This window comes from Actinomyces israelii, assembly GCF_030253495.1.
Lineage (GTDB): Bacteria > Actinomycetota > Actinomycetes > Actinomycetales > Actinomycetaceae > Actinomyces > Actinomyces israelii.
Map to the genome: position 1 here is coordinate 2864035 of NZ_CP124548.1, position 25495 is coordinate 2889529.

Below are 25495 nucleotides of genomic sequence, written 5' to 3' on the forward strand. Positions count from 1 at the left end.
CCGGACCCGGCGGCCCACCCGGGACCTCAGGACCATAGGATGCCTTTGTGCGGACAATAATGTCCACTTCTGCGACCCCCGTCGCGGCCCCTATCCTGGCCCGCGACACGTCGGCTCACCCCCGAGGAGGAAGTGTGCCCGCAGCGCCCCCGCCGGCTCCAGGCCCGCGCACCGGCCCCGCCACCCAGCAGGACGTCGCGCTCGCGGCGGGGGTCTCGCGCGGCCTCGTCTCGCTGGCGCTCAAGGGCGAGGGGCGCATGTCCGACGAGACCCGGCGGCGCATCCTGCGCACGGCGCGCACCCTCGGGTACCGGACCAACACGGCCGCGGCCGAGCTGGCGGCCCGGCGCTCGTCGCGCCTGGCCGTCATCGTCCCCTACCTGGACAACCCCTTCTTCGACGTCCTCCTGCGCTGCCTGCGGCGCCACGCCGCCGACGCCGGTCACGTCCTGGTGGCCTTCGTCTCCGACCTGGAGGACTCCCTGGAGCACACGACGGTCGACGACGTGCTGTCCATGCGGCCGGCCGGGCTCCTCCTGCCCGGCACCTCCATGAGCGAGGACGAGCTCGCCGCCCTGGCCGGACAGGTCCCCCTGTGCGTCATCGACCGCGACCTGGAGACCGGGATCGTCCCCGTGGTTCGCCTGGACGAGGCCGACGCCGCCCGGCGCATCGCCGCGCACCTGGCCGCCCAGGGCCTGACGAACCTGGCCTTCTTCTCCCCGGCTCCCGGCCTGCAGGAGCTGCTGCTGGATGAGCGCCGCGGGGCCTGCCGCGCCGCCGCCGGGGCCGCGGGCCTGGCCTTCACCGAGGTCACGTGCGACGACGGCGCGAGCGCCGCGCTGGCCCGCGCCCGCGCCGAGCTCGGCGCCCCCCTGGGTGCGGTGGCCTACAACGACGTGCTCGGCATCGACGTGCTCGCGGCCACGCTCGCGGCGCACCTGGAGCCGGGGCGGGACGTCGCGCTCGTCTCCTACGACAACTCCCAGCTGGCCGCGCGCAGACAGTTCTCCCTGACCAGCATCGACCAGTCCCCGGACCGGCTGGCGCGCGCCGCCATCACCGCCCTGCTCTCACCGGCGCGCACCCCGGCCGCCCGCGTCACGGTGCAGGGATCGCTGGTGGCGCGCGCCTCGAGCCTGCACGGCCCCGCGCGGCCGTGAGCCGCGCCGGCGCCCCACTGCGTCGAGATAGACATTTTCGTATGAGGTAGACGGTGACACCGCCGATCTCGTACGAAAATGTCTATCTCGACGCCGGGGCACGGCGGGCGCCCACGGGCGCCGCACCTGCACGGCAACAGGTTCCGTGCACCACAGGGGTCTTGCGCACCCGGTCACGGCCCGCTATCTTTGTCCTTACATATTGCTGACGCGCGTTAGCAACCTTCCTCACATTGGCCGACGACGGCCGTCAGGAGAAAGAGTCAATGAGCACCAAGAAGCAGATCGGCATCGGCGTCATCTCCCTGGGATGGATGGGCCGGCTCCACGCCCGCAGCTACCGCTCCGTCTCGGAGCGCTTCCCGGAGCTCGGCGCCCGGGCCCGGCTGGTGGCCGCAGCCGACCCCGTCGAGGAGGCCCAGCGCGCCGCCGTCGAGGACCTCGGCTTCGAGCGCGCCTACGCCGACTACCGCGAGCTCCTCGCCGACCCGCAGGTGGAGGCCGTCTCCATCTGCTCCCCGAACTACCTGCACGAGGAGATCGCCCTGGCCGCCGTCGAGGCCGGCAAGCCCTTCTGGATCGAGAAGCCCATGGGAGTCTCGGCCGAGCAGGCCCGGCACGTGGCCCGCGCCGCCGCGGACGCGGGCCTGGTCACCGCCGTCGGCTTCAACTACCGGCACGCCCCGGCCATCGAGTACATGCGCCACCTGGTCCGCTCCGGCGAGCTCGGCCGGATCACCAATGTGCGCGTGTGGTTCATCGCCGACTACAACTCCTCCCCGCGCGGCCCCCTGACCTGGCGCGCCTCGCGCGAGAAGGCGGGCGCCGGCGTCGTGCCCGACCTCATGAGCCACGGCGCCGACCTGGCCCAGTACGTCGTCGGCCGCATCGCCTCGGTCACCGCCGTCACCGACACCTTCATCACCGAGCGCCCCATCCCCACCAAGATGGGCATCGGCCACTCCGGCTTCGAGATCGGCGACGAGGTCGGCCCGGTGGAGAACGAGGACTACGTCGGCATGCTCGTGCGCTTCGACGGCGGGGTCATCGGCACCATGGAGTCCTCGCGCGTCAGCGTGGGGCCGCGCGCCGAGTACGTCGTCGAGGTCTACGGCACCAGCGGCTCGGCGCGGTGGAACTTCGAGCGGCTCAACGAGCTTCAGGTGTGCACCACCGTCGACGGCGGTCCCACCCATGGCTACACCCGCGCCATGGCGGGTCCCGCCTGGGGCGACTGGAGCCGCTACCAGCCGGCCATCGGCACCTCGATGGGATTCGACGACCTGAAGTCCGTCGAGGCCGCCCAGTTCCTGCGCTCGTTCCTCACCGGGACCCAGGTGGCGCCGTCCGCCGCCGACGCCTGGTGCGCCGCCGAGGTCGACGAGGCCGTCGTCGCCTCGGCCGCCGACGCCCGCTGGCACGACGTGGCGCGCGTGGACCTGCCCACCACATTCGACGCCTGAGCCGGGCCGCCGTTCGAGACCCAAGACCCCCAGCCTCCAAGGAGACAACCGCATGAGCACAACTGCGCAGACGATCCCCCTGAAGGGGATCACCCCGGAGGCCATGACGAAGGCCGTCGCGGATACTCCACCATCGGGCAAGCACCGCGGGATCCTCGCCATCGCCGGCGTGGCCACCCTCGGCTCGCTGCTCTTCGGCTACGACACCGGCGTCATCTCCGGCGCCCTGCCCTACATGTACATGCCCTTCGGCGCCAAGGGGCTCCAGCTGACCAGCCTCGAGGAGGGCGCTATCGGCGGGACCCTGCTCATCGGCGCCGCGCTGGGCGCGCTCATCGGCGGGCGCCTGTCCGACCGCTACGGGCGCCGGCACAACATCACCATGCTGGCCATCCTCTTCCTCCTGGGAGCCCTGGGCACCACCTTCGCTCCCAGCGTGTGGGTGATGTACCCCTTCCGCGTCATCCTCGGCTTCGCCGTGGGCGGCGCCAGCGCGACCGTCCCCGTCTACCTGGCCGAGACGGCGCCCAAGCGCATCCGCGGCTCGATCGTCGCCATCGACCAGCTCATGATCGTCACCGGCCAGCTGCTCGCCTTCGCCATGAACGCGGCCATCAGCACCGCCCAGGGAGGCCCGAAGGTCACCATCTCCTCCCTGCCCGCGCAGAGCTACGGGCTGGAGACCGGGCTGCAGCCCTTCGACAACATCTCCAGGCTGCAGGCCTCCAAGGGCGGCCCGCTCAGCTCCGCCGCCTACCACCAGTTCCTCGACCAGATCGTCATCTCCGGCGGCAACGGCGAGACCTGGCGCTACATGCTCGTCCTGTGCTCCGTCCCCGCCGTCGCCCTGTGGATCGGTATCCGGCTCATGCCCGAGTCCTCGCGCTGGTACGTGGCCAAGGAGCGCCTCTACGACGCCATCGGCGCCCTCAAGCGCGTGCGCAACCCCCTCAAGGACGGCCCCCTGGAGGACGAGCTCATCGAGATGGCCGAGGCGCGCCAGCGCGAGCTCGCCGAGGAGGCCCGGCGCCGGGGCCTGGGGTACGTCTGGAGCACCCCGTGGCTGCGCAGGCTGCTGGGCGTGGGCATCTTCCTGGCCATCGTCAACCAGACCACGGGCGTCAACACCGTCATGTACTACGCGCCCAAGGTCCTGGAGTACGCCGGCATGTCCACCTCGTCGTCCATCACCGCGCAGGTCGCCAACGGCGTCATGAGCGTCATCGGGTCGGCCATCGGCATCTGGCTCATCATGCGCTTCCGGCGCCGTCAGATCCTCATCGCCGACGTCACCGGGGTGGGCGTGTGCCTGCTCGGCATCGCCGCGACCTTCCAGCTGGCCATCGCCCCGCACATGGAGGCGGGCACCGCCCCGCCGTCGTGGGCCGCCTTCCTCATCCTGGGCCTCATGGCAGTCTTCATGCTCATCGTCCAGTCCTCCAACGGCACCGTGGTGTGGACCATGATGGGCGAGATCTTCCCCGCCAACGTCCGCGGCGTTATGAACGGCACCGCCATCTTCTGCATGTGGGTGGCCAACGCCGCCATCACATGGACCTTCCCTCCCATGATGGAGAGGCTCGGCGGCGGGCTGACCTACACCATCTACGGAGCGCTCAACCTCGCCATCGCCGTCGTCCTCCTCAAGATCATGCCCGAGACCTCCGGACGCTCCCTGGAGCAGATCGAGCAGGATATGGAGGCCCGCTACTCCTGACACTGGACCCGCATTAGTCCTGACAATTACGATTGCACCCAACGGGCCCGGCGGCCCGCTCCCCCACCGGAGGGGCCGCCCGCCCCGCGGACCCGAGACTTCAAAGGAGAAAGCTCATGACATTCCGGCTCGACCCCGCCACCGCCATCACCGACCCGAACGGCATCACCTGGGGCATGCACCCCATCACCTGGCGCAACGACGACATCCCCGAGGTCGGCGCCTTCAACACCCTGGAGGACATGCTCCTGGACCTGGCCGACGTCGGCTTCCGCGGCACCGAGTGCGCCGGCTTCTTCCCGCCCAAGGAGGTCGTCAAGGAGCGCATCGACGCCCGCGGCATCAAGATCGTCGCCCAGTGGTTCTCCGCCTTCATCGTGCGCGACGGCGTGGAGGCGGTCGTTCCCGACTTCACCGCCACCTGCGAGTACCTGGAGTACCTGGGCGCCACCCGTATCGTCGTCTCGGAGCAGACCGGCAGTGTCCAGGGCGTGCGCGACGTGTGCATCTTCACCAACAAGCCGGTTCTGAGCGGCCAGGAGTGGCCCCTCCTGGCCGAGGGCCTGAACCGCCTGGGAGACATCGCCCACGACCACGGCCTCGAGCTCGTCTACCACCACCACCTGGGCACGGTTATCCAGACCAAGGAGGAGACGATCCGCCTCATGGAGCTGACCGACCCGGCCAGGGTCTCCCTCCTGTTCGACACCGGGCACGCCTTCGTCGGCGACGGCGACGTCATGGGGCTGCTGGAGGCGACGGTCGACCGCGTCAAGCACGTCCACTTCAAGGACGTGCGCCCGGACAAGATGAAGGAGTCCCGCGAGGCGGAGCGCTCCTTCCTCGACTCCTTCCTGGCCGGCATGTTCACCGTGCCGGGCGACGGCATGATCGACTTCACCGAGCCCTACAGGTTCCTGGTCGACCACGGCTACAAGGACTGGATCCTGGTGGAGGCCGAGCAGGACCCGGCCATCGCCAACCCGCACGAGTACGCCACCAAGGCCCGCGCCTACATCGAGGGCACCCTGTTCAAGGCCTGATGCCCGGCCCGGCTGCTCCGAGCCCCGGTCCCAGCGCGGCGGCGCCCCCTCCGGGTCTGGAGGGGGCGCCGCCGTCGTGCTCGGGTGCGGCAGGGAGGGGCGCGGTCACAGGCTCATGTCGACCACGGCGCGCCCCTGGATCTGGCGGTTGCGCAGCGCCTCGTAGCCCACGCCCGCCTCCTGGAGCGGGAAGCGGCGCGAGACGACGTCGGCGTAGTTGATGACGCCGCGCGCGGCCAGGTCGACGACGGCGGGCAGGTCCTGGCGGGTCCGGGCGCCGTAGGAGCCGAGGATCGACTGGCTGCGGCGCACCGTGCGGTTGATCTCCACCTCGGCGGTCTGGACGCCCGCGCCCAGGCCGATCGGCACCATGCGGCCGCCGTCGGCCAGCACGTTCAGGGCGGTGGTCCAGGTGGCCGGGATGCCCAGGGCCTCGAAGGCGACGTCCACGCCCTTGCCGCCGGTCAGCCCGAGGACCTCCTCTCGGGCGTCGTGGGTCACGGAGTTGACGACGGCGGTGGCGCCGTAGCCGGGCATGGGGGCGAGCTTGTCGTCATCGACGTCGATGGCGATGACCTGGCTCGCCCCGAAGGCGCGGGCGATCTGGACGATGTTGGTGCCCACGCCGCCGGTGGCGACGACGGCGACCGTCTCGCCGAAGCGCAGGTCGGCGCCGCGGCGCACGGCGCCGTAGCCGGTCATGGCCGCGCAGCCCAGGATGGCGGCGGGCACGAGGTCGATGGACTCGGGCGCGGGCGCCACGGAGGTGGAGGGGATGACGGCGTACTCGGCCAGGCCGCCCATGGAGTACATGTAGACCGGCTCGCCCTCGGGGGTGGCCAGGCGAGTGGTGCCGTCGTAGAGGACGCCCTTGAGCCGGTTGAGGTCGAAGAAGGGGCCGCACAGCTCGTCGTGGCCGGCGGCGCAGGCGTCGCACTGGCCGCAGGGCATGAGGAAGCCGCCGGCGACGTTCTGGCCGACCTCGAGGCCGGTGTGCTCGTTGCCGGGGCCCAGCTCGACAATGGTCCCGGTGACCTCGTGGCCGAGCACGGCGGGCAGGGGGAAGGCGATGGCGCCGCCGATGACGTGCAGGTCGGAGTGGCACAGGCCGCAGGCGGCGACCTTGATGAGCACCTCGCCGGCCTTGGGGCGGGGGGTGCGCAGGGTCTCCACCTCAAGACCCTTGTCGTGGTCGCGCAGCACGGCGGCGCGCATGGTCTCGGGGATCGTCGGACTGGTTCGGACTGCTTCGTTGCTGGTCATGTCGCTGTCACTCTCTGGCGGGGTTGGACGGCGGTGGACATCGACCGCCGACAGCGCAAGCCTAGCGCAGAATGGCTTATTTGTCCTTACAAATTGTCCTCATATTCGAGTGGCGGGGACCTTGGCGGCCCGCGCCCCCGCCGCCGCGGCCGCCGGGGAGCGAGGGCGGACCCGCGGTGCGGGGCGCGGACCGGGCGCCTCACGGCCGAGGACGGCGAGCCCAGGACCCCGAGCAGCGGCCACCACGTGAACGAGAATTTGTCACAACAAAGACTTGACTTCATCGTTCACGCGCGTGAACAATGGGGCGGCGCACACCTCCGTGCGACAGTCCGCCGATCAGAGTCGATCGGCGCAAGCAGAAGGATCCGTCCCATGACCCAGACCCCCACCGAGCTCACCAGGGCGGAGATCGACGCCCTAGTCGACAGGACTCCCCCATCGGGCAAGCGTCGCTCCGTCGGCTTCGTGGCGCTCGTCGCCACGCTCGGCTCGCTCCTCTTCGGCTACGACACCGGAGTCATCTCCGGCGCCCTGCCCTACATGCACATGCCCGTCGGCGCGGGCGGGCTCCACCTGGACGCCGTCCGCGAGGGCCTCGTCACCGCCACCCTGCTCCTGGGGTGCGCCTGCGGGGCCTTCTTCGGCGGGAGGCTCTCGGACCAGTACGGCCGCCGCCACAACATCCTCCTCCTCGCCTTCGTCTTCTTCCTGGGCGCCATGGGCTGCACCTTCTCCCCCAACATCTGGGCCCTCTACCCCGCGCGCTTCATCCTGGGGCTGGCCGTGGGCGGGGCCTCCGCGACGGTGCCCGTCTACCTGGCGGAGACCGCGCCCAAGTCCATCCGCGGCACCCTGGTGGGGATCGACCAGCTCATGATCGTCACCGGCCAGTTCCTGGCCTTCGCCATGAACGCCGGCATCGCCCGGATCACCGGCGGCCCCGAGGCCACCGTCACCGCCGCGGACCCGGGCACCACGATCACCGTGGGCGGCGTCGAGACCGCCGTGGAGGTCGGCCGGACCTACTCCTGGGACGCGCTCAAGGCCGTCTCCGACGCCATCACCGTGGACGGCGGGAACGGTCAGACCTGGCGCTACATGCTCGTGCTGTGCTCCATCCCCGCCGTCGCCCTGTGGATCGGCATGCGCATGATGCCGGAGTCCTCCCGCTGGCACGCCGCCAACTTCCGCTACGCCAAGGCCATCGCCGAGCTCAAGCGGGTGCGCAGGCCCGCCGACGACGTCGCCGGGGAGATCGACGAGATGATCGAGATCAACCGCCGCGAGGCCACTGCGGAGCACTGGAGCCTGGCCCGCTGCTTCGCCACCCGCTGGACCCGCAGGGTCCTGATCATCGGAGTCATGGTGGGCGTGTTCAACCAGACCACGGGCGTGAACACGATGATGTACTACGCCCCCAAGATCCTCCAGAACGCCGGCTTCGGCACCCAGGCGGCCATCACCCTGACCGTGCTCACCGGGATCGCCTCAGTCATCGGCTCCTCCCTGGGGCTGTGGCTCCTGCTCAGGCTCCCGCGCCGGAAGGTCCTCATCGGCGGGACCATCGGCCTGACCGTCATGCTGTGGGTCATGACCGCCGTCTTCCTGTTCGGCATCAACCCGCACCTGGACGCCGAGGGCAACGTGCTGGGCACCATGCCGGCGATGGTGCCCTACCTGGTGGTGGTGGTCATCATCATCTACCTGCTCTTCATGCAGGGCGGCAACGCCCCGGGCACCTGGGTCATCATGTCCGAGCTCTTCCCCGCCCGTATGCGCGGCGCCGCCATGGGCTTCGCCGTCCTGTGCCTGTGGATCGCCAACGCCATCATCACCTTCCTCTTCCCCGTCATGATGGACTACCTGGGGCCCGTGGCCACCTACCTCGTCTTCTCCATCGTCAACGTCATCGCGGTGATCTACATGATCCGCCGCGTCCCCGAGACCAAGTACTCCTCGCTGGAGGAGCTCGAGGAGACCTTCCAGGCCCAGTACGGCTGAGCCCACCGGCTCGACCGAGCCCCCTGATCCTCCCTCCCCCTTCGCCGAGATTGGTCGTATTCCGCGTCGAGATCGGTTCGCGGACCGATCTCGGCCAGCGGGGGCAGGCCCGGCCCGCGCCCCTCAGGACGCATCGGCTAGAGTCCGAGGGTCCGCACGCGAGAGCAGAAGAGGGGGCGCCATGCCGACCAACGGTCACGACGTCACGCAGTCCGACGTCGCCGAGGCCGCCGGGGTGTCGCGCAGCCTGGTCTCCCTCGCGCTGAGCGGCTCCCCGAAGGTCGCCGAGGAGACCCGCGTCCATATCGCCCGCATCGCGAGCGCCCTCGGCTACCGGGTCAATGCGGCGGCCTCCGCCCTGGCGCGCCGGCGCTCGACGACCATCGGCCTGGTCCTGCCCAACCTCCGCAACGCCTTCTTCGAGCAGGTCTCCCGGGCTCTCGACGACGCCGCCGCGGAGCAGGGCCTGACAGTCTTCGTCGCCGTGGGCGCGCAGGACCAGGAGCGGCTCCGGCGCGCCATCGACAGCCTGCTGGGCGTGCGGGTCCTCGGCCTGGTCCTCGTCTCCCCGTGGCTGACCGACGCGCAGATCGTCGCGATCGGCGAGGAGGCCCCGACCTGCGTCATCGGCCGCCGGCCGCCGGGCGGCCACGTCGACTCCGTCCACATCGACGAGGACCAGGCCGCCCGCCTCGTGGTCTCCCACCTCGCGTCCCGGGGCGCGACCACCATTGGCTACGCCGCCCCGAGGGTGGTCGACGACGCCTCCCGGTTCCAGCGGGAGAGGGCGCTGGTGCAGGCCGCCGCGGAGGCGGGCCTGCCCCTCGTCACCGAGGAGGGGGACGACAACGGGGCGGGTCGGGCCATCCGCCGGCTCCTGGCGGAGGCGCCCGGCGTGGGCCTGGTGGCCCACAACGACATGCTCGCCATTGACGCCGTCGCCGTCCTGCGCGACGGCGGCGAGGAGGGCTCGCGCCGCGCCCCCCTCGTGTCCTACGACAACACCTACCTCGCTCGGCGCGACGAGTTCGCCCTGACCAGCATCGAGCAGCCCGAGCGGTTCCTGGCGCGCCAGGCCCTGCGCCTGGTCGCCGAGCGCGTCGCCGCCCTGGTGGACGACCCCGGCGCCCCCCTGCCCGCCCGGGACGTTGAGGCAGAGGGGCGCCTGGTCGTGCGGGGATCGTCCGCGGCCACCACCGAACGCCTCAGGTGATCGACTCCGACGGGGCCGGTCCTGCCTGGTTCTCAGGGTCGGCCCGTGGCTCTCTTCGCCGAGATCGGTGAATAGAGAGCTGCGGGGCGGCGGGCGGGGAGCACTCCCACCCACCGCTCCGGCATCAATCATCTCAGGCGGTGAGGATCCTCATCTCGTTGAGCAGCGTCTGCGCGACGAGGTGGAAGTCGAGCTCGGCGGAGCGGTCGTGGAAGATCTCCGAGCAGTACCAGCCGTCGTAGCCGGTGGCCTTGACCGCATCGACCCACTCCTGCAGGGGGATGGAGCCGCCGCCGGTCCACACGTTGCGCGAGACGCCCTGGTCGGGGACCTCACCGGCGGGGACCGGCAGGCCGTCGCAGACGTGGACGGCGCTGATGAGGTCCTTGTCGAGCCTGGCGACCTCTTCCGGCGTGGAGCCGGTGACCCAGAAGTGCCAGAAGTCCACGACGATCCTCGCGTTGGGGCGGTTGATCATGTCGAGGATGCGGAGCGCCTGGTCCACGTGGTGGACGGGCGCCCAGCCCAGCGGTTCGAGGAAGAGGTCGAGCCCGTGGTCCGCGGCGATGTCCGCGGCCAGGGCGACGTTCTTGGCGGTGCCCTCCATGACCTCCTTGTCGCTGCGGCCGAGCAGACCGCGGAAGCGCGGGTCGTCGTCGGCAAGGCGCCCGGCCCTGAAGTCCTGGACGACAGTGACGTCGACGGGCCCGGTGCACATCTGCATGCAGGGCGCTCCGACGATCTGGCCGACGCGGGCCAGCTTCTCGGCCTCGGCGCGGAAGGCCTCCGGCTCATCCTCCTGGAGCGCGCCGATGCCTGAGACCTCGATGCCCTCCAGGTGCGGGAGCAGGGAGGCGGGGGTGTAGCCGGCGTCGAGGTAGCGCCACAGCTTGGGGCTCTGCAGCTCGATGCCCTCGAATCCGACGTCCTTGGCGACGGTGATGTCGTTGAGGGCGGTGCCGTGGAAGGTGGAGGTGACGTTCATGGACAGCTTCATCGGTGTTCTCCTTGGATCGTGTGCGTTCGAACTGGTGGTGCGGGTGTGCGGAGGGGATGGCGGGAGCGCGGCGCCGTCACAGGCCCTGCGGGACGGCGACGGGGGCGCCGGTGCGCAGGGACTGCGTCGCCGCCTCTGCGATGACCTGGGCGCGCAGGCCGTCGGAGATCGGGGCGGGGACGGGGGCGCCGCGCTCGAGGGCGTCGACGAAGGCGTCCAGGCTCTTGCGGTAGGTGCCGCGGATGCGCTCGAACCAGCCGGCGTCGAGCCCGTTGGTGCGTATCTCGCCCGGCCCGTAGTGGTTGACGAAGCCCGTGCGATGACGGGCGGCCTCCACCATGCGCTCGGAGCCGTTGACCTCGATGCGCTCGTCGTAGCCGTAGCCGATGCGGCGCTGGGAGTCGATCTGGACCAGGGCGCCGTTGGTCATCCTGAGCACGGCGATGGAGGTGTCGACGTCCCCGACCTGCGCGACGGCGGGGTCCACGAGCGCCGCCCCGGTCACGTGGACCTCGACGGGTTCCAGGCCGGTGATCCAGCGCAGCAGGTCGAAGAAGTGGACGGTCTGGTCGCGCATCTGCCCGCCCGAGACCTTCAGGTAGGAGACCGGCGGGAGCGAGGGGCCGCGGGTGGTCATGGAGACCAGCTCGACCTCCCCGACCTCCCCGGCGCGCACGGCGTCGTGGACGGCGGCGTAGGCCGGGTCCCAGCGGCGGTTGAAGTCCATCATGACGGGGATGCCGGCCGCCTCGACCGCGGCGGCGGCGTCCCGGGCGACGTCGAGGGACAGGTCGATCGGCTTCTCGCAGAAGACGGCCTTGCCGGCGGCGGCCGCGCGCTTGAGCAGGTCGGCGTGGGTGTTGGTCGAGGAGGCGACGACGACGGCGTCGATCGCCGGGTCGCCGAAGATCTCGTCGAGGTCGTCGCCGGCCTCGACGCCGTGGGCCTCGGCCAGCGCGACGGCTCGGGAGGCGTCGACGTCGAAGACGCGGGCGAAGTCGACACCGGGTTGGGCGGCGAGGTTCCCGGCATGGACGCGACCGATGAATCCGGCGCCCAGGAGGGCGAAGGTCTGCGTATTCGGCATAGGAGATCCTTTCGGACCCGCTCCGGGGCTCGTCGGCGGGGCGGGACAGCAATGGCGGGCCGTGCGGCAGCGCTGATGCACGGCTGGAATCATGCGGTTCACACGCGTGAATTCATGGCTCCATAATGCCTGTTCCGCGTCCTTTCGTCAAGGTTCTCGGCACTCTGATCCAAAACAGGCGCCGCCTCCGGCCATCGGTCGGGGCATGGCTGCGGGCCGGGGGCGACGACATCGGTGATGTCGTCGCCCCCGGCCCGCACGCCGTCCTTCAGCAGGACTCGCAGCGCGCGATCAGCTGTACTCCTTCTCGAACCGCTCCTCGAGCTCCTCCAGGGAGTGGTACTTCGTCTCGGGGACGAACTTCATGTAGAAGATGAGCGAGAGGACGTTGATGAGGCAGAAGATGAGGTAGGTCAACGCCCCTCCTAGGTTCTTCATCATGATGGGGAAGACGAAGGCCACAATCCCATTGGCAATCCACAGGGTGGCGACCGCCAGCCCCATGGCCGTGCCGCGGACCTTCGACGGGAAGATCTCGGCGACCAGCACCCAGGTGACGGTGCCGGACTGCTTGGCGAAGACGAAGACAGAGACAATAAGCAGCACCAGGTACGGAGCGAAGCTCGGGGCGCCCGAGATATTGCCGTCGGCGTCCTGATAGGGCTGGATGAGGAAGAAGAACACCGCGGACAGCAGTCCCAGCGAGATCACGATCGAGGACTCCTGGTAGATGCCCACGTGACGGCGCGCGAACCGGGTGACCAGCCACAGGCCCGTCGCGGACCCGATGAAGGAGATGCCGCCGGAGACCACATTGAGGGAGATCGCGTCGCTCATGGGCAGCCCCGCGGCGGAGAGAACCTTGGGGGTGTAGTACATGGCCGTGTTGATGCCGGTGAACTGGTCGGCCAGACCCAGGATAATGCCGATAATGAGCAGGTGCCTGGTCCACCTGACTCCGATGATCTGTCCCAGCCCCCACTTCTCCTGGTTGGCCTCCTTGCGCTGAACCTCGATCATCTCATCGAGCTCCTCGGCGATGGGACCGTCCTTGGCCTCGTCGCGCACGCGCTTGAGAGAGCCAATGGCCTCGGGAATCCTGAGGTTGGCGACGTACCAGCGGGAGGACTCGGGCATGAGGCGGATGCCGATCCACAGGGCGATGGCCGGGATCGAGGCGAGCACAAGCATGTAGCGCCATGTCGTCCCATTGCCGGACGCGACCATGACATTGGCGAGGTTCTGGACCGACTCCCAGGAGACCGTCTCACCGGCACGGGCGACGACCTGACCCGAGCTGTTGACGACATCATTGGAGACCGTCACCTCAGGCCCGCCGTGAATCTGAGTCAGGACCGCATTCATGGAGAAGGCGAGGAACTGGCCGAAGACGATCATCATCTGGTCCACGGCCACGAGTGTGCCGCGAATGCGCTTGGGGGCGGTCTCCCCCAGGAAGACCGGCACCGTGGCGCTGGCGCCGCCGACGGCGAAGCCCAGCACGACCCGGAAGAAGTAGAGGATCCAGATGTTCGGCGAGAAGGTGCACCCCAGGGCGCCGAAGAAGAAGACCGCCGCCAGGAGCGTGATGTTGTGCCGACGTCCGTACTTGTCGGACAGCTTGCCGCCGACGGACGCGCCGATCGCGGCACCCAGGCACAGGAAGGTCCCCACAAGGCCCTCTTCGACTGTGTTGATATTGAGGCCGTCGGCGCTGTGAGGCAGATACATGTAGGGCAGCGCCGCCGAGATGACGCCGGTGTCGTAGCCGAAGAGCAGCGAGCCGAGCGTCGCCACCAGGGCGATGAGCCCCAGTGAGCGCTTCTTGCCGGACGGAGGGGTCTTGTCGACCAGCTCCTGGATCTTGTCGCGGCTCAGGTCACTGGCCGCGAGGGGGGATGAGGACATGTGGTCTCCTTGGGGTGCCTGCCGCCCTTGGCAGGCTCGAGGGCTGCGCCGCACGGGTTTCCGGCCTCCGCGCAGCTGCGGACGGGACGGAGGAGTCGTGCGTCCCTCCCTCGCGGCGCGGGAGGGAGGGACGACGCGTGGCTGTCAGGCGCCGAGCTCGGCGGTGAGCCGCTCGAGAGCGGCCTTGTTGTACTCGTCAGCGTACTCGTGCCACCCGAAGATGCACACGGAGACGACGCCGTCGAAGTGAACCTCCCGCAGGGTCGAGAAGACCTCGTCCCAGGGGACCTCGCCCTGCCCGATGGCGTTGTGCTGGTGGACGGTGACGTCGGCGCCGGGCGGGTTGATGATGTAGCGGTTGCCGTCGTTGATCCGGTGGTTGAAGCCGTCGGAGACGTGCACCTCGCGGAGCTTGCCGACGGCGGCGGCGGTGCGGATCATGCGACCGGCGTCGCCGGCGCCGTCGGACAGGTGGAAGGTGTGCGGGCAGCAGTACTCGTACCCCAGCCAGTCCTTGTCCACGGAGCGCACGAGCTCCAGGGCGCGGTCGTGCAGCTCGACGAAGTCGTAGGGGTGGGCCTCCATATTGAGGCGGATGCCGTACTTCTCGAAGTCCGGGATCAGCTCCTCGATCGACCGGTACCACTGCTGCTCGGAGCGGCTTGCGCGGTTGCGGTCGCCGGAGAACTCCGAGACGATGTCGCGCACGTCGAGGGCGTCGGCCAGCTCGAGCAGGCGCCGCCAGTTGCGCACCTGGGCCTGGCGCTCGGCCTCGTCCGGGGAGGACCAGTTGAACACCGGGTTGAGGGTGCGCACCTCGACCCCGCTCTCCCTCTCGGCCCTCTTGAGGTCCTCGATGAAGGCGCGGTCGGCCTTGGGGTAGTGGTGCCACAGGTGGAACTCGTTGTTGGGCGAGAGCTCCACGTACCGGAAGCCGAGCTCGGCCGCCTTGTGCAGCGTGTCCGCCGTGGACATGGTCATGTAGTACATGTTGGGGTCGAGAGCGATGTCGACCATGGGGTCTCCTCTCAGGACGCCGACGGCGTCGGCGGGGTTGTGTCCGTGAGCAGGCCGGGGCTCACCGCCCCGGGTCCGGGCCCGGCGGCCCGGCACCCCCGCGCCGGCTGCTCGTCCGGCGCGAGGGCGGTGCCAGCGGCTGCCGGCGGGCGACAGGTGCCGCCCCGCAGTCGGCCCTCAGGCGTAGAAGGCGGGCTTGTCGATCATGGTCACGGCGACCTCGCGGCCGTCGCCGTCGAGGGACTCCAATCCGGCGTCGACCACGCAGGTGGCGGCATAGCCGTCCCAGGCGGTGGAGCCGGTGTGCTCGTCGCGCTCGACGGCCCGGATCCACTGCTGGAACTCCTGGTTGAAGGCCGCCTGGAAGCGGTCGATGTGCGACTGGCACATGGCGTTGCGGTCGCCCGACAGGTCGCGCACGTGCACCTTCTCCTGGTCGCCCAGGCGGACCGTGCCGGTCTCCATGACCAGCTCGCACTCGATGGAGTAGCCGAACTGGATGTTGACGTTGACCTCGTCGTCGATCAGGACGCCGGAGGACGTCCTGGCCACCAGGACGAGCGGGTCCCGGAGGTGGCCGAAGCGGTGGGAGGTGGAGCGCGGGGCGTCCACGCGCACGGAGACGATCTCCTCGCCCAGCAGGAACCGGCAGATGTCGATCTCGTGGATGGCGGTGTCGTCGATCATGTTGCGCGTCGTGTAGCTCTCCGGCACCGAGGGGTTGCGGTGACGGCAGTGGACGAGCGTGGCGTAGCCGTGGTCGCCGGAGTCGAGGACCGCCTTCATCTCGTTGTAGGAGGCGTCGAAGCGGCGCATGAAGCCGACGGTGACCAGCTTCTTGCCGGCCTTCTGCTCGGCCTCCATGATCTTGATGCAGTCCTCGGCCGTGGTGGCCAGCGGCTTCTCGCACAATACGTACTTGCCCGCCTCGATGACCCTGATGACGTCGGGGGCGTGGACCTTGCCGAAGGTCGCGATGACGACGGCGTCGACGTCGGGGTCGTTGATGAGCTCCTCGGAGGAGTCGTAGGCCCTGGCCCCGTAGGGCTCGGCGGCCGAGACGGCGGCGTCGTGGTTGATGTCGGCGACGGCGACGATCCGGCCGCCCGACAGGTCGTTGGTGATGCGGGCGAGGTGGGCGCGGCCCATGCCGCCGGCGCCGATGAGTCCAATGCGAACGGTCATGTGTGTATCTCTCTTCCGTGAGTGATCGCCGGAGTGGTCGCGGCGGCGGTCAGGCCAGCCCCAGGCCGCACTCGGCCAGGTAGGTGCGCATGTTGATGGCGTTCTGCTTGGGGAAGGACGGGTCGCAGGGGTAGCAGTCCTGCTCGCAGATCGCATAGAGGGGCTTGTCGAGCTCGGCCAGGGCGTCGACGAAGGCGTGCATCTCGGGCAGGCCGGCCGGCGGGCAGACCGAGGCGCCCTTGGTGACGGCCTCGCCGAAGGGCCAGTCCTTCTCGTGGGCCTCGCGGGTGATGTCCTCGTCGAAGGCCTTGATGTGGACGTAGGTGATGCGCTCGGGGTACTTCCTGCACAGCTCGATCGGGTCGCCGCCCCCGTAGACCACGTGCCCGGAGTCCAGGCAGAGGTTGACGTAGGCGGGGTCGGTGGCGTCGAAGATGCGGGCGATCTCCTCGGGCGTCTCGATGTGGGAGTCGCCGTGCGGGTGCAGGACCATCTTCAGGCCGTAGTCATCCAGGAGCATCTGCCCCAGGGCGTTGGCGTGCTCGACGTAGAGCTTCCAGGCGTCGTCGCTGAGCACGCGGTCGTCGGTCCACTCCCAGGTCTTGTCGTCGCGGTAGAGCGGGGGCAGGTGGACGATGTACTCGGCACCGACGGCGGCATGGGTCTCGGCGATGGCGCGGAAGGTCCTCAGCGTGGTCTCCCAGGCCTCCTGCTTGTGCAGGACGCCCCAGCCGGTGCCGGCGACGACGCGCATGCCGAACTCGTCGCACCACTTCTGGAGCTCCTTGGGGTCGGTCGGGAAGTACCCGAATGGCCCGGTCTCGATCACCTCGAAGCCGGCCTCGGCCATCTCCTGCCAGGCCTGGCGGGGGGCCATCTGCTTGGGGTCGTCCGGGAACCACACGCCCCACTGGTCGGGGCACACGCCGATGGTCAGCTTGGAGTACTTCGGGTTGGTCGTGTTGACAGCCTTTGATGGCTCAGACATCGTTGTCGCTCCTCATCGGGGTAACATCCGAATCGTTTCGGACATGACTCAGGATAACGAATTCGACCCCGACACGCTAGATCTTTGTACTGACAAATTTGTCCGGCTTTCGCCCCGGCCGTCTCCGCCCGGCCCGGGAGCCGCACGCCGCCGCGGGCCGCCCCCCCCCCACGGCCCCGACGGCGGGTCCCACGCGTGCGCGGGGCCCGCCGTCGTCGTCCCGCAGGGCCTCCACGAGGCCGCAGGGTCTCACAGGTAGTGGCGCTGGGGCCTGCGGTCCTGGAGGTACTGCTCGTAGGCCCTCTGCGTGGACTCCAGGCGGGAGACGCCCGAGACCGCCACGTCCCACCAGGAGGACCCCGGCGGGTTGGGGCCGTACAGGTCGGTCTCGATGTGGATCATTGCGGCCTCGTCGCCGGCGTGGGCCTCGGCGTAGGCCTTCTTGAAGTCCTCGATGCTGGAGACCCGGTAGACCTTCAGCCCCCAGGACTCGGCGTTGGCGGCGATGTCCACGCCCTTGACGTTCTCGGTGTCCTCCAGGTGGGAGCCGGCGCCGCGCTGACGGTACTTGGTGCCGAAGCGCTGCGAGCCGTGGGACTCCGAGAGCGCCCCGATGGAGCAGAAGCCGTAGTTCTGCAGGAGCACGTAGATGACCTTGATGTTCTCCTGGACGACCGTGGCCAGCTCCATGGGGAGCATCTGGTAGGTCCCGTCGCCCACGATGGAGACGACCTCGGACTCGGGGCGGGCGAGCTTGCAGCCCAGGCCCGCCGGGATCTCGTAGCCCATGCAGGAGAAGGCGTACTCCACGTGGTACTGCACGGGCGTCCTGGCCTGCCACAGGGCCTGCAGGTCGCCGGGCATGGAGCCCGCGGCGTTGATGACGATGTCCTCGTCCCCCATGAGCTCGTTGAGCGCGCCGAAGACCTCCGTCTGGGCGGGCAGCGGCCCGTGGCCCAGGTGGTAGCAGCGCTCGGTCCTGGCGAGCCAGGACTCGCGCTCGGCGGCGATCTCGCGGGAGTAGTCCTCGCTGACACGGTAGCCCTCCAGGGCCGCGGTCAGCGCGGTCAGGGCCTCGCGGGCGTCGGCCACGACCATCTCGGCGCTCTGCTTGGCGGCGTCGAAGGGCGTGACGTTGATGTTGACGAAGCGCACCCCCGGGTCCTTGAACTGGGTCTTGGAGGCGGTGGTGAAGTCCGAGTACCGGGTGCCGACGCCGATGACCAGGTCGGCCCTGTCGGCGATGTGGTTGCCCGAGTCCCCGCCGGTGGAGCCCACTCCCCCGATGGCGCAGGGGTGGTCGTAGCTGATGGCGCCCTTGCCGGCCTGGGTGTCGGCCACCGGGATGCCGGTGGCGGTGGCGAAGGCGCGCAGCTGCTCGGAGGCCTCGGAGTAGATGGTCCCGCCCCCGGAGATGACCATGGGGCGCCTGGCCGCCCTGATGAGGGCGACGGCGCGCTCCAGGGCGGCGGGCTCGGGCACGGGCCGGCGCACGTGCCACACGCGCTTGCGGAACAGCTCGACGGGCCAGTCGTGGGCCTCGGCCTGGACGTCCTGGGGCATGGCCAGGACGACGGCGCCGGTCTCGGCCGGGTCGGTGAGCACCCGCATGGCGTTCAGCAGCGAGGGGATGAGCTGCTCGGGGCGGTTGATCCGGTCGAAGAAGCGGGCCACGGGCCGGAAGCAGTCGTTGACCGTGACGTCGAGGCTGGTCGGGTCCTCGAGCTGCTGGAGGACCGGGTCGGGGACCCGGGTGGCGAACTGGTCGGAGGGGAGGATCAGCACCGGGACGCGGTTCGTGGTGGCCAGGGCCGCGCCGGTGATCATATTGAGCGAGCCGGGGCCGATGGAGGCGGTGATCATGTAGGTCGACATCCGGTTGCGGACCTTGGCGAAGGCCGAGGCGGCGTGGACGGCGCCCTGCTCGTTGCGGGGCATGATGTAGGGCATCTCGCCCTCGCCCTCGACGGGGGCGACCTCGTTCTGCAGCAGCGCCTGACCGATGCCGGCGACGTTGCCGTGCCCGAAGATGCCCAGGGCGCCCTCGATGAGGCGGTGCTCGACGCCGTCGCGCTCGGAGTACTGGTTGGTCAGGAAGCGGATGGTCGCCTGGGCGACCGTCAGGCGGATGGTGCCCTCGTAGGCTTCGTTGCTCACGATATGTGCTCTTCTCTGGTGGGGTTGGCGGTGAGTGGTTGGCGGACGGGTCGTCAGCGGGTCATCGGCAGGCGGGGGTCGACCTCCTGGCTCTCCCAGGTGCCGCGGACCCAGTGGTGGGCGGGGTCGTCGGGGGCGAGCCACACGAGGTCCTCGTCGGGGCCGGCCATGACGTTGAGGTAGTACATGTCGTAGCCGGGGGCGGCCACGCACGGGCCGTGGTAGCCGTGGGGCACGAGCGCCACGTCGCCGTCGTGGATCTCCACGCACAGGTCGATCGGCTTGTCGGGGCTGGAGGCGTAGGTGCGGTGGAGGCCGAAGCCGGGGTCCCCGGCGGGCGAGGGGGCGATCTCGAAGTAGTAGATCTCCTCGAGCTCGCGCTCGTCGGCGCCCTTGCGGTCGTGCTTGTGGGCCGGGTAGGAGGACCAGTTGCCGCCGGGGGTGAGCACCTCGCAGCACAGCAGGTGGGAGGTCTCGACGCCGTTGTTCAGGGCGTAGTTGTTGACCTGGCGCGAGCAGTCCCCGGCCCCGCGCAGGTCGGTGCGCACCTGGTCGCGCCCCAGGTGGCGCACCGGCAGGTCGCGCACGGCGATCGCTGCGGGCAGGGCGAAGCGCCCGCCCGCCGCCGAGGTGAGGGTGAAGGGGGTGCGGCGCGGCACGTAGAGGGAGTCGGTGATCTCCTCGAACACGCCGGAGCGCCCGGCGAGCTCGTAGGTCTCGCCGCCCGTCTCCACGGCGGCGGCGCCCGCCAGCGGCAGGACGAGGAGCTCGTAGTCGCCGGTCTCCAGGGCGAGGGTCTCCCCCGCCTCCAGGACCGCCACGCGCAGGCCGGAGTAGGTCCATCCGGCGTCGGCGGCGGAGATGTCGACGGTGAGGGAGTCGTGGCCGGTCGAGCCGGCGGGGACGTGGATGTCGAGTGTCATGAGAGCAGTCCTACGGTGTTGTCGACGGCGCCGGCGACGTCGTCGTCGGGCGGGAAGAGCAGGGAGCGGCCGATGACCAGTCCCTTGACGGTGGGCAGGGCCAGCGCCCTGGCCCAGGAGGCGCGGGCGGCCTCCGGGTCCTCGCTCACCGCGCCGCCCAGGATAAGGGCGGGCAGCGTGGAGGCCTCCGTGACGCGCTCCATGTCGGCCACGGCGGGCAGCTTGAGCCAGGTGCGGGCGCTGGTGCGCCCCAGGCCGGAGGCGATGGCCATGGAGGCGATGACGGCGTCCGGGCTGAGGTCGTTGACCACCCTGCCGTCGCTCCACCGCGAGATGAAGGGCTCGACCATGGCCATGACGCCCCGCTCGGCGAGGTCGTCGACGGCGCGGGCGCAGGCGGCGAGCGTGTCCGCGGTCCTGGGGTCCTCGTAGTTGACGCGCAGCAGCATCTTGCCGCCGTCGAGGCCGGCGTCTGCGACCCCGCGGGCGTCGTAGCCGGTGAAGCGGTCGTCCATCTCGAAGGCCGCGCCGGCCAGCCCGCCGCGGTTCATGGAGCCGTAGACGAGCTTGCCGTCCAGGGCGCCGAGCAGGGCGAGGTCCTCGATCATGTCCGCGGTGCCCAGGAAGCCGTTGACGCCGGGCCGGTCCAGGGCGGTCACGCAGCGGGCCAGCACGTCCTCGCGCGAGGCCATGGCCATGGGGGCGCCGCCGGCCGCGAGCGCGCCGCGGGCGGGGTGGTCGCAGGCGATGATCATGAGCTTGCCGTCGCCCTCGGGGAGGGTCCCGCGGGGGCGGTCGGCCAGCGTCCGGGCGATGCGCTCGGGAGCGTGGGCGCGGATGTCCACGATCCTGTCGGTCAGCGGGGTGGGGGGCATGTCACAGGTCCTTGAGGTTCGGGGCGCACTGGTCGCGGTGGGCGCGCATGACGTTGAGCAGCTCGGGCTCGGCGGGCATCGCGGTGGAGCACTCGATGCGCTCGCAGACGATGGCTCCGGCGGTCGAGGCCGCGAAGATCGTCTTCTCCAGCGACCAGCCCGACAGCAGCCCGTGGCAGACGGCACCGCCGAAGGCGTCGCCGGCGCCCAGGCCGTTCTTGGTGGTGGCCGGGGTCACGGGCATCTCGATGCGCTCGTCGCGGGTCTTGGCGAGGGTTCCGAGCGGGCCCTGCTTGACAATGGCCAGTTCGACGCCGGCGTCGAGCAGGGCGTCGGCGGCGCGCTCGGGCTCGGTCTCGCCGACGGCGACGCGGCACTCCTCGCGGTTGCCGATGGCCACGGTCGTCCTGGGCAGGACGGCGGAGACGGCCTCGTGGGCGGTGGCCTCATCGGGCCAGAACATGGCCCGGTAGTCCAGGTCGATAATGGTGTGCGTCTTGCGCCCGCGGGCCTCCAGGGCGGCGTTGTGGGCGGAGCGGGAGGGCTCCTTGCTCAGCCCGGTGGCGGAGACCCAGAAGATCCGCGCATCGCGCACCGCGCCCAGGGGGACGTCCTCCTCGGTCAGCTCCAGGTCGGGGGCGGAGGGCTCGCGGTAGAAGTAGAGGGGGAAGTCGTCGGGCGGGAAGATCTCGCAGAAGGTGACGGGCGTGTTGAACTCCGGCTTGGTGACGACGTAGTCGTCGTAGACGCCCAGGCGGCGCATCTCGGCGCACACGAACCGCCCGAAGGGGTCGTCGCCGACGCCGGTGACGACGGCCGAGCGGTGGCGGTAGCGGGAGGCGGCAACGGCGACGTTGGTCGGGCTGCCCCCCAGGAACTTGCCGAAGGACTCCACGTCCTCCAGTCCCACCCCGATCTGGAGCGGGTAGATGTCGACGCCGCAGCGTCCAATGGTGAGAACATCGAGTGGCGGGGCTTGAAGAGGGGCGGTCATAATGGTCCCTTCCACATCATCGGGGCGGGTGTGTCGCGGGGCTCGTGGCGAGCCGATGCCCACAGCCTGCCGCACCGACGCGTCCCCGTCAAGAGGTTTGTCCGAACAAATCCGGGTTGGATCTCGGCAGCCGGGCTCGACACCGGGCCGGCAGCCGGACACAACCGAACACGCCCGATGACGACGCGGCGGCTCACTGTCTGTATTATGAGTTGGCCCATTGACTTCAGGGAACTCCCATGCCCATCACACCGTTCCAGCCCAACATCGCCATCGATCGTACGAGCGATGTTCCGCTCTACAGCCAGATCGCAGAGGCGCTCGCCGCCCTCATCCTCGACGGCACCCTGGCACCCGGCACCCGCATCGAGGACGAGGTCTCCATGGCACGGCGCCTGGAGGTCTCGCGCCCCACCACCAGACAGGCGCTTCAGCGCCTCGTCGACCGCGGTCTCATCTCGCGACGGCGCGGAGCAGGGACGGTCGTGACCTCCCCGCACGTGCGCAGGCCGATGGAGCTGTCGAGTCTTCTGGCGGACCTGACCAAGAACGGGCACGCGGTATCCACATCCATCACCGAGTACTCCATGCACCCGGCCGACGAGGAGGAGGCGGAGCACCTCGGCATCGAGCCGGGCACGAACGTGACGAGGATCAAGCGTGTGCGCAGCGCCGACGGCGAGCCGATCGCCCTGATGGAGAACCTCCTGCCGGCGGCGATCGCCCCCTCCCACGAGGAGCTGGAGCAGGACGGGCTCTACAACCTGCTGCGCACCCAGGGCGTGGTGCCCTCCACCGCCACGCAGTCCATCGGCGCCCGCAACGCGACGCCCGCCGAGGCCGAGGCGCTCGACGAGAAGCGCCGCGCGGCCCTGCTGACGGTCACCCGCACGGCTTACGACTCCTCGGGCACCGTCATCGAGTACGGCACGCACGTCTACCGCGCCTCGCGCTACTCCTTCGAGACGACCCTCTTCAACGCCTAGCCGCGCGGGCCTGCACCTCCCGCCCCACTCCCTTGCCGAGATCGGTTCACTTCCGCACCGAGATCGGTTCGGCTCGCTGACGCCCGCAGCGAGCAGGCCGCCCGTCGCTCCGACCGAACCGCCAACCACCCCGATTTGTATGGACAAATTCTTGACATCTGCGCCGTGTGCCACTTGAATGGGGCGCAAGAGCCGCAACCGGCGACGACGCCTCCCGCGGCCGATCACCCCCATGGAGTATGCCGATGAGCAATGACTACACACCCGGCCCCCTTCTTGAGGCCTCTCGCACCACGCCGACCGCCCTGTGGAACGACTCCGCGGATCCCGATGAGCTCTGCCAGTCGATCTCCTTCGGCGGCGTCGGCGCGACCTGCAACCCGACCATCGCCTACACCTGCATCAACCTGAAGAAGGACCGCTGGCTGCCCCGCATCGCCGAGCTGGCCGAGGAGATGCCCGAGGCGACCGAGTCCGAGATCGGCTGGCAGGTCGTTCGCGAGCTGAGCATGGAGGCCGCCAAGCTGCTCGAGCCCGCCTTCGAGGAGCACAGGGGCCGCAACGGGCGCCTGTCCATGCAGACCGACCCGCGTCTGGCTCGCAGCGCCAAGGCCCTGGCGGACCAGGCCGAGGAGTTCTCCAAGCTGACGAAGAACATCATCGTCAAGATCCCGGCCACCTCCGTGGGCGTCAGGGCCATCGAGGACGCCACCTACCGGGGCGTGTCCGTCAACGTGACGGTCTCCTTCTCAGTGCCGCAGGCCGTCGCCACGGGCGAGGCCATCGAGCGCGGCCTCAAGCGCCGCGAGGCCGAGGGCAAGGACATCTCCACCATGGGCCCGGTGGTCACCCTCATGGTCGGCCGCCTGGACGACTGGATCAAGATCGTCGCCAAGCGCGACAACCTCTTCCTCGACCCGGGCCACCTGGAGTGGGCCGGCGTGGCCGCCTTCAAGCGCGCCTACCAGGAGTTCCAGTCCCGCGGCCTGCGCGCACGCCCGCTGTCGGCCGCCTTCCGCAACGTCATGCACTGGTCCGAGCTCGTCGGCGGGGACGTGGTCATCTCCCCGCCCTTCAAGTGGCAGAGGCTCATCAACGACTCCGGCTACAAGGTCGAGCCCCGCATGGACGTTCCGGTCGCGCCGGAGATCATGAAGACGCTCAAGTCCATCCCCGAGTTCGTGCGCGCCTACGAGCCCGACGGCATGACTCCCGAGGAGTTCGACACCTACGGGGCGACCGTGCGCACCCTGCGCGGCTTCCTCCAGGCCGACGCCGACCTGGACGCGCTGGTCCGCGACGTCATCATGCCCCAGCCGTGAGCCCGAGGCCATGATCTCCCGACGTCGGTCGGGGAGTCCCGGCCGCTGCGCCGTGCCCGCCCCGGCCGACGTCGGGATTTCCCGGGCCCAGTGCTGACGCGCGTCACCATCCGCATCCACCACCGCCAACCACTAGAACACCAGCACCGCTCACTACAAGGAAGTCCTGACATGCTGAACATCGCCGTCATCGGCGCCGGCCGCATCGGCCACGTCCACGCCAAGACCATCGCCGCCCACCCGGACGCCGCCCTCGCTCTCGTGTGCGACCCCATCGACGACGCCGCCCAGAAGCTCGCCGACCAGTACGGGGCCCGGGCGTGCAAGGAGGCCGAGGAGGTCTTCGCCGACCCGCAGGTCGACGCCGTCATCATCGGCTCCCCCACTCCCCTGCACATCCCCCACCTGCTGGCCGCCGCCAGGGCGGGCAAGGCCGTGCTGTGCGAGAAGCCGATCGCCCTGGACATGAAGGACGTCGAGGCCGTCAAGTCCGAGCTCGACGCCGTCGCCACCCCCGTCATGTTCGGCTTCAACCGCCGCTTCGACCCGTCCTTCGCGGCGGTGCACGCGGCCGTGAGGGACGGGCGCGTCGGCGACCTGGAGCAGCTGACGATCATCAGCCGCGACCCGGCCGCCCCGCCAGTGGAGTACATCAAGGTCTCCGGCGGCATCTTCCGCGACATGACGATCCACGACTTCGACACCGCCCGCTTCTTCCTGGGCGAGATCACCGAGGTCTACGCCGCCGGCCAGAACCTGGACCCGGCGATCAAGGAGACCGGGGACTTCGACGCCGCCGTCGTCACCCTCAAGGCGGCCTCCGGCGCGGTGGCGACCATTATCAACAACCGCCACTGCGCCTCGGGCTACGACCAGCGGCTGGAGGCCTCGGGCCGCGGCGGGGCGCTCTTCGCCGAGAACATCCGCGCCACCACGGTGCGCCTGTCCAACGCCGAGGTCACCGACGCCCAGGAGCCGTACCTCGACTTCTTCCTCGAGCGCTACGCCGACGCCTACCGCCTGGAGCTGTCCGCCTTCATCGAGGCCGTCGAGAAGGGCTCCCCGACGCCCACGACCATTGACGACGCCGTCAGGGCCCTCGCCCTGGCCGAGGCGGCCACCGAGTCGGCCCGCACCGGCAAGCCGGTGAGCGTCGCCTGACGGACCGGCCGGCCCGCCACACGCACGGC

General features: G+C 70.0%; 20 protein-coding genes. 9 read left to right on the plus strand and 11 right to left on the minus strand.

What is annotated here, in order from left to right; translation table 11 throughout:
- Window positions 1–134 precede the first annotated feature (134 nt).
- The 4 genes from AIF0345_RS11975 to iolE all read left to right on the plus strand — a co-directional run bounded on the left by AIF0345_RS11975 (window position 135) and on the right by iolE (window position 5386).
- Complete coding sequence (locus tag AIF0345_RS11975) at window positions 135–1163, plus strand: LacI family DNA-binding transcriptional regulator (RefSeq protein ID WP_043560459.1); 1029 nt, start codon at window positions 135–137, stop codon at window positions 1161–1163.
- A gap of 266 nt (window positions 1164–1429) precedes the next feature.
- Entirely contained in the window at window positions 1430–2626 is a 1197-nt protein-coding gene (locus AIF0345_RS11980) for a Gfo/Idh/MocA family protein (protein WP_043560462.1), read from the plus strand.
- Between the two features lie 52 nt (window positions 2627–2678).
- Window positions 2679–4343 (plus strand): MFS transporter, encoded by a 1665-nt coding sequence (locus AIF0345_RS11985; protein ID WP_268916917.1) that lies wholly within the window; start codon window positions 2679–2681, stop codon window positions 4341–4343.
- A gap of 116 nt (window positions 4344–4459) precedes the next feature.
- Window positions 4460–5386, plus strand: a complete 927-nt coding sequence (gene iolE / locus AIF0345_RS11990) for a myo-inosose-2 dehydratase (protein ID WP_273168461.1) — start codon at window positions 4460–4462, stop codon at window positions 5384–5386.
- A 105-nt stretch (window positions 5387–5491) separates the two neighbouring features.
- Here iolE and AIF0345_RS11995 read toward each other — a convergent pair whose 3' ends face one another.
- Entirely contained in the window at window positions 5492–6649 is a 1158-nt protein-coding gene (locus AIF0345_RS11995; protein WP_268916915.1) for a zinc-binding dehydrogenase, read from the minus strand.
- Between the two features lie 375 nt (window positions 6650–7024).
- Between AIF0345_RS11995 and AIF0345_RS12000 the strand changes: the two genes are divergently transcribed.
- The gene (locus AIF0345_RS12000) at window positions 7025–8653 is read left to right on the plus strand and encodes an MFS transporter (RefSeq protein ID WP_285296273.1); all 1629 of its coding nucleotides are present in this window, start codon (window positions 7025–7027) and stop codon (window positions 8651–8653) included.
- Between the two features lie 181 nt (window positions 8654–8834).
- A complete protein-coding gene (locus AIF0345_RS12005; protein ID WP_285296275.1) occupies window positions 8835–9866 on the plus strand; it encodes a LacI family DNA-binding transcriptional regulator in 1032 nt (343 codons plus the stop codon).
- Window positions 9867–9999: 133 nt separating this feature from the next.
- Here the strand turns inward: AIF0345_RS12005 and AIF0345_RS12010 are convergent, their stop codons facing one another.
- The 10 genes from AIF0345_RS12010 to iolC form a co-directional block, all read right to left on the minus strand.
- Complete coding sequence (locus AIF0345_RS12010; protein WP_043560478.1) at window positions 10000–10863, minus strand: sugar phosphate isomerase/epimerase family protein; 864 nt, start codon at window positions 10861–10863, stop codon at window positions 10000–10002.
- Window positions 10864–10939: 76 nt separating this feature from the next.
- The gene (locus AIF0345_RS12015; RefSeq protein WP_285296277.1) at window positions 10940–11950 is read right to left on the minus strand and encodes a Gfo/Idh/MocA family oxidoreductase; all 1011 of its coding nucleotides are present in this window, start codon (window positions 11948–11950) and stop codon (window positions 10940–10942) included.
- A gap of 291 nt (window positions 11951–12241) precedes the next feature.
- Entirely contained in the window at window positions 12242–13858 is a 1617-nt protein-coding gene (locus AIF0345_RS12020) for an MFS transporter (protein ID WP_268916910.1), read from the minus strand.
- Between the two features lie 144 nt (window positions 13859–14002).
- Entirely contained in the window at window positions 14003–14875 is an 873-nt protein-coding gene (locus AIF0345_RS12025; RefSeq protein ID WP_268916909.1) for a sugar phosphate isomerase/epimerase family protein, read from the minus strand.
- 177 nt (window positions 14876–15052) lie between these two features.
- On the minus strand, window positions 15053–16060 hold the full coding sequence (locus AIF0345_RS12030) for a Gfo/Idh/MocA family protein (RefSeq protein ID WP_268916908.1): 1008 nt from the start codon (window positions 16058–16060) through the stop codon (window positions 15053–15055).
- Window positions 16061–16109: 49 nt separating this feature from the next.
- Window positions 16110–17048, minus strand: a complete 939-nt coding sequence (locus tag AIF0345_RS12035) for a sugar phosphate isomerase/epimerase family protein (protein ID WP_268916907.1) — start codon at window positions 17046–17048, stop codon at window positions 16110–16112.
- A 249-nt stretch (window positions 17049–17297) separates the two neighbouring features.
- Window positions 17298–19205 carry a 3D-(3,5/4)-trihydroxycyclohexane-1,2-dione acylhydrolase (decyclizing) gene (iolD, locus tag AIF0345_RS12040; protein WP_285296279.1) on the minus strand — a complete coding sequence of 636 codons (1908 nt, stop codon included), beginning with the start codon at window positions 19203–19205 and terminating at the stop codon, window positions 17298–17300.
- A gap of 53 nt (window positions 19206–19258) precedes the next feature.
- Window positions 19259–20128: a 5-deoxy-glucuronate isomerase gene (iolB, locus tag AIF0345_RS12045; RefSeq protein WP_285296280.1), complete on the minus strand. Its 870-nt coding sequence runs from the start codon at window positions 20126–20128 to the stop codon at window positions 19259–19261.
- Complete coding sequence (locus AIF0345_RS12050) at window positions 20125–21003, minus strand: Cgl0159 family (beta/alpha)8-fold protein (RefSeq protein WP_268916904.1); 879 nt, start codon at window positions 21001–21003, stop codon at window positions 20125–20127. The genes iolB and AIF0345_RS12050 overlap by 4 nt, the downstream gene beginning before the upstream one ends.
- Window position 21004: 1 nt before the next feature.
- A complete protein-coding gene (gene iolC, locus AIF0345_RS12055; RefSeq protein ID WP_043560498.1) occupies window positions 21005–21997 on the minus strand; it encodes a 5-dehydro-2-deoxygluconokinase in 993 nt (330 codons plus the stop codon).
- 239 nt (window positions 21998–22236) lie between these two features.
- Here iolC and AIF0345_RS12060 point away from each other — a divergent pair, with 239 nt between their 5' ends.
- From AIF0345_RS12060 to iolG, 3 genes are all read left to right on the plus strand, one after another.
- A complete protein-coding gene (locus tag AIF0345_RS12060; protein ID WP_043560500.1) occupies window positions 22237–22983 on the plus strand; it encodes a GntR family transcriptional regulator in 747 nt (248 codons plus the stop codon).
- Window positions 22984–23228: 245 nt separating this feature from the next.
- The gene (locus AIF0345_RS12065) at window positions 23229–24305 is read left to right on the plus strand and encodes a transaldolase family protein (protein WP_285296283.1); all 1077 of its coding nucleotides are present in this window, start codon (window positions 23229–23231) and stop codon (window positions 24303–24305) included.
- Window positions 24306–24476: 171 nt separating this feature from the next.
- A complete protein-coding gene (gene iolG, locus AIF0345_RS12070) occupies window positions 24477–25466 on the plus strand; it encodes an inositol 2-dehydrogenase (RefSeq protein WP_285296284.1) in 990 nt (329 codons plus the stop codon).
- The last annotated feature ends 29 nt before the right edge of the window (window positions 25467–25495 follow it).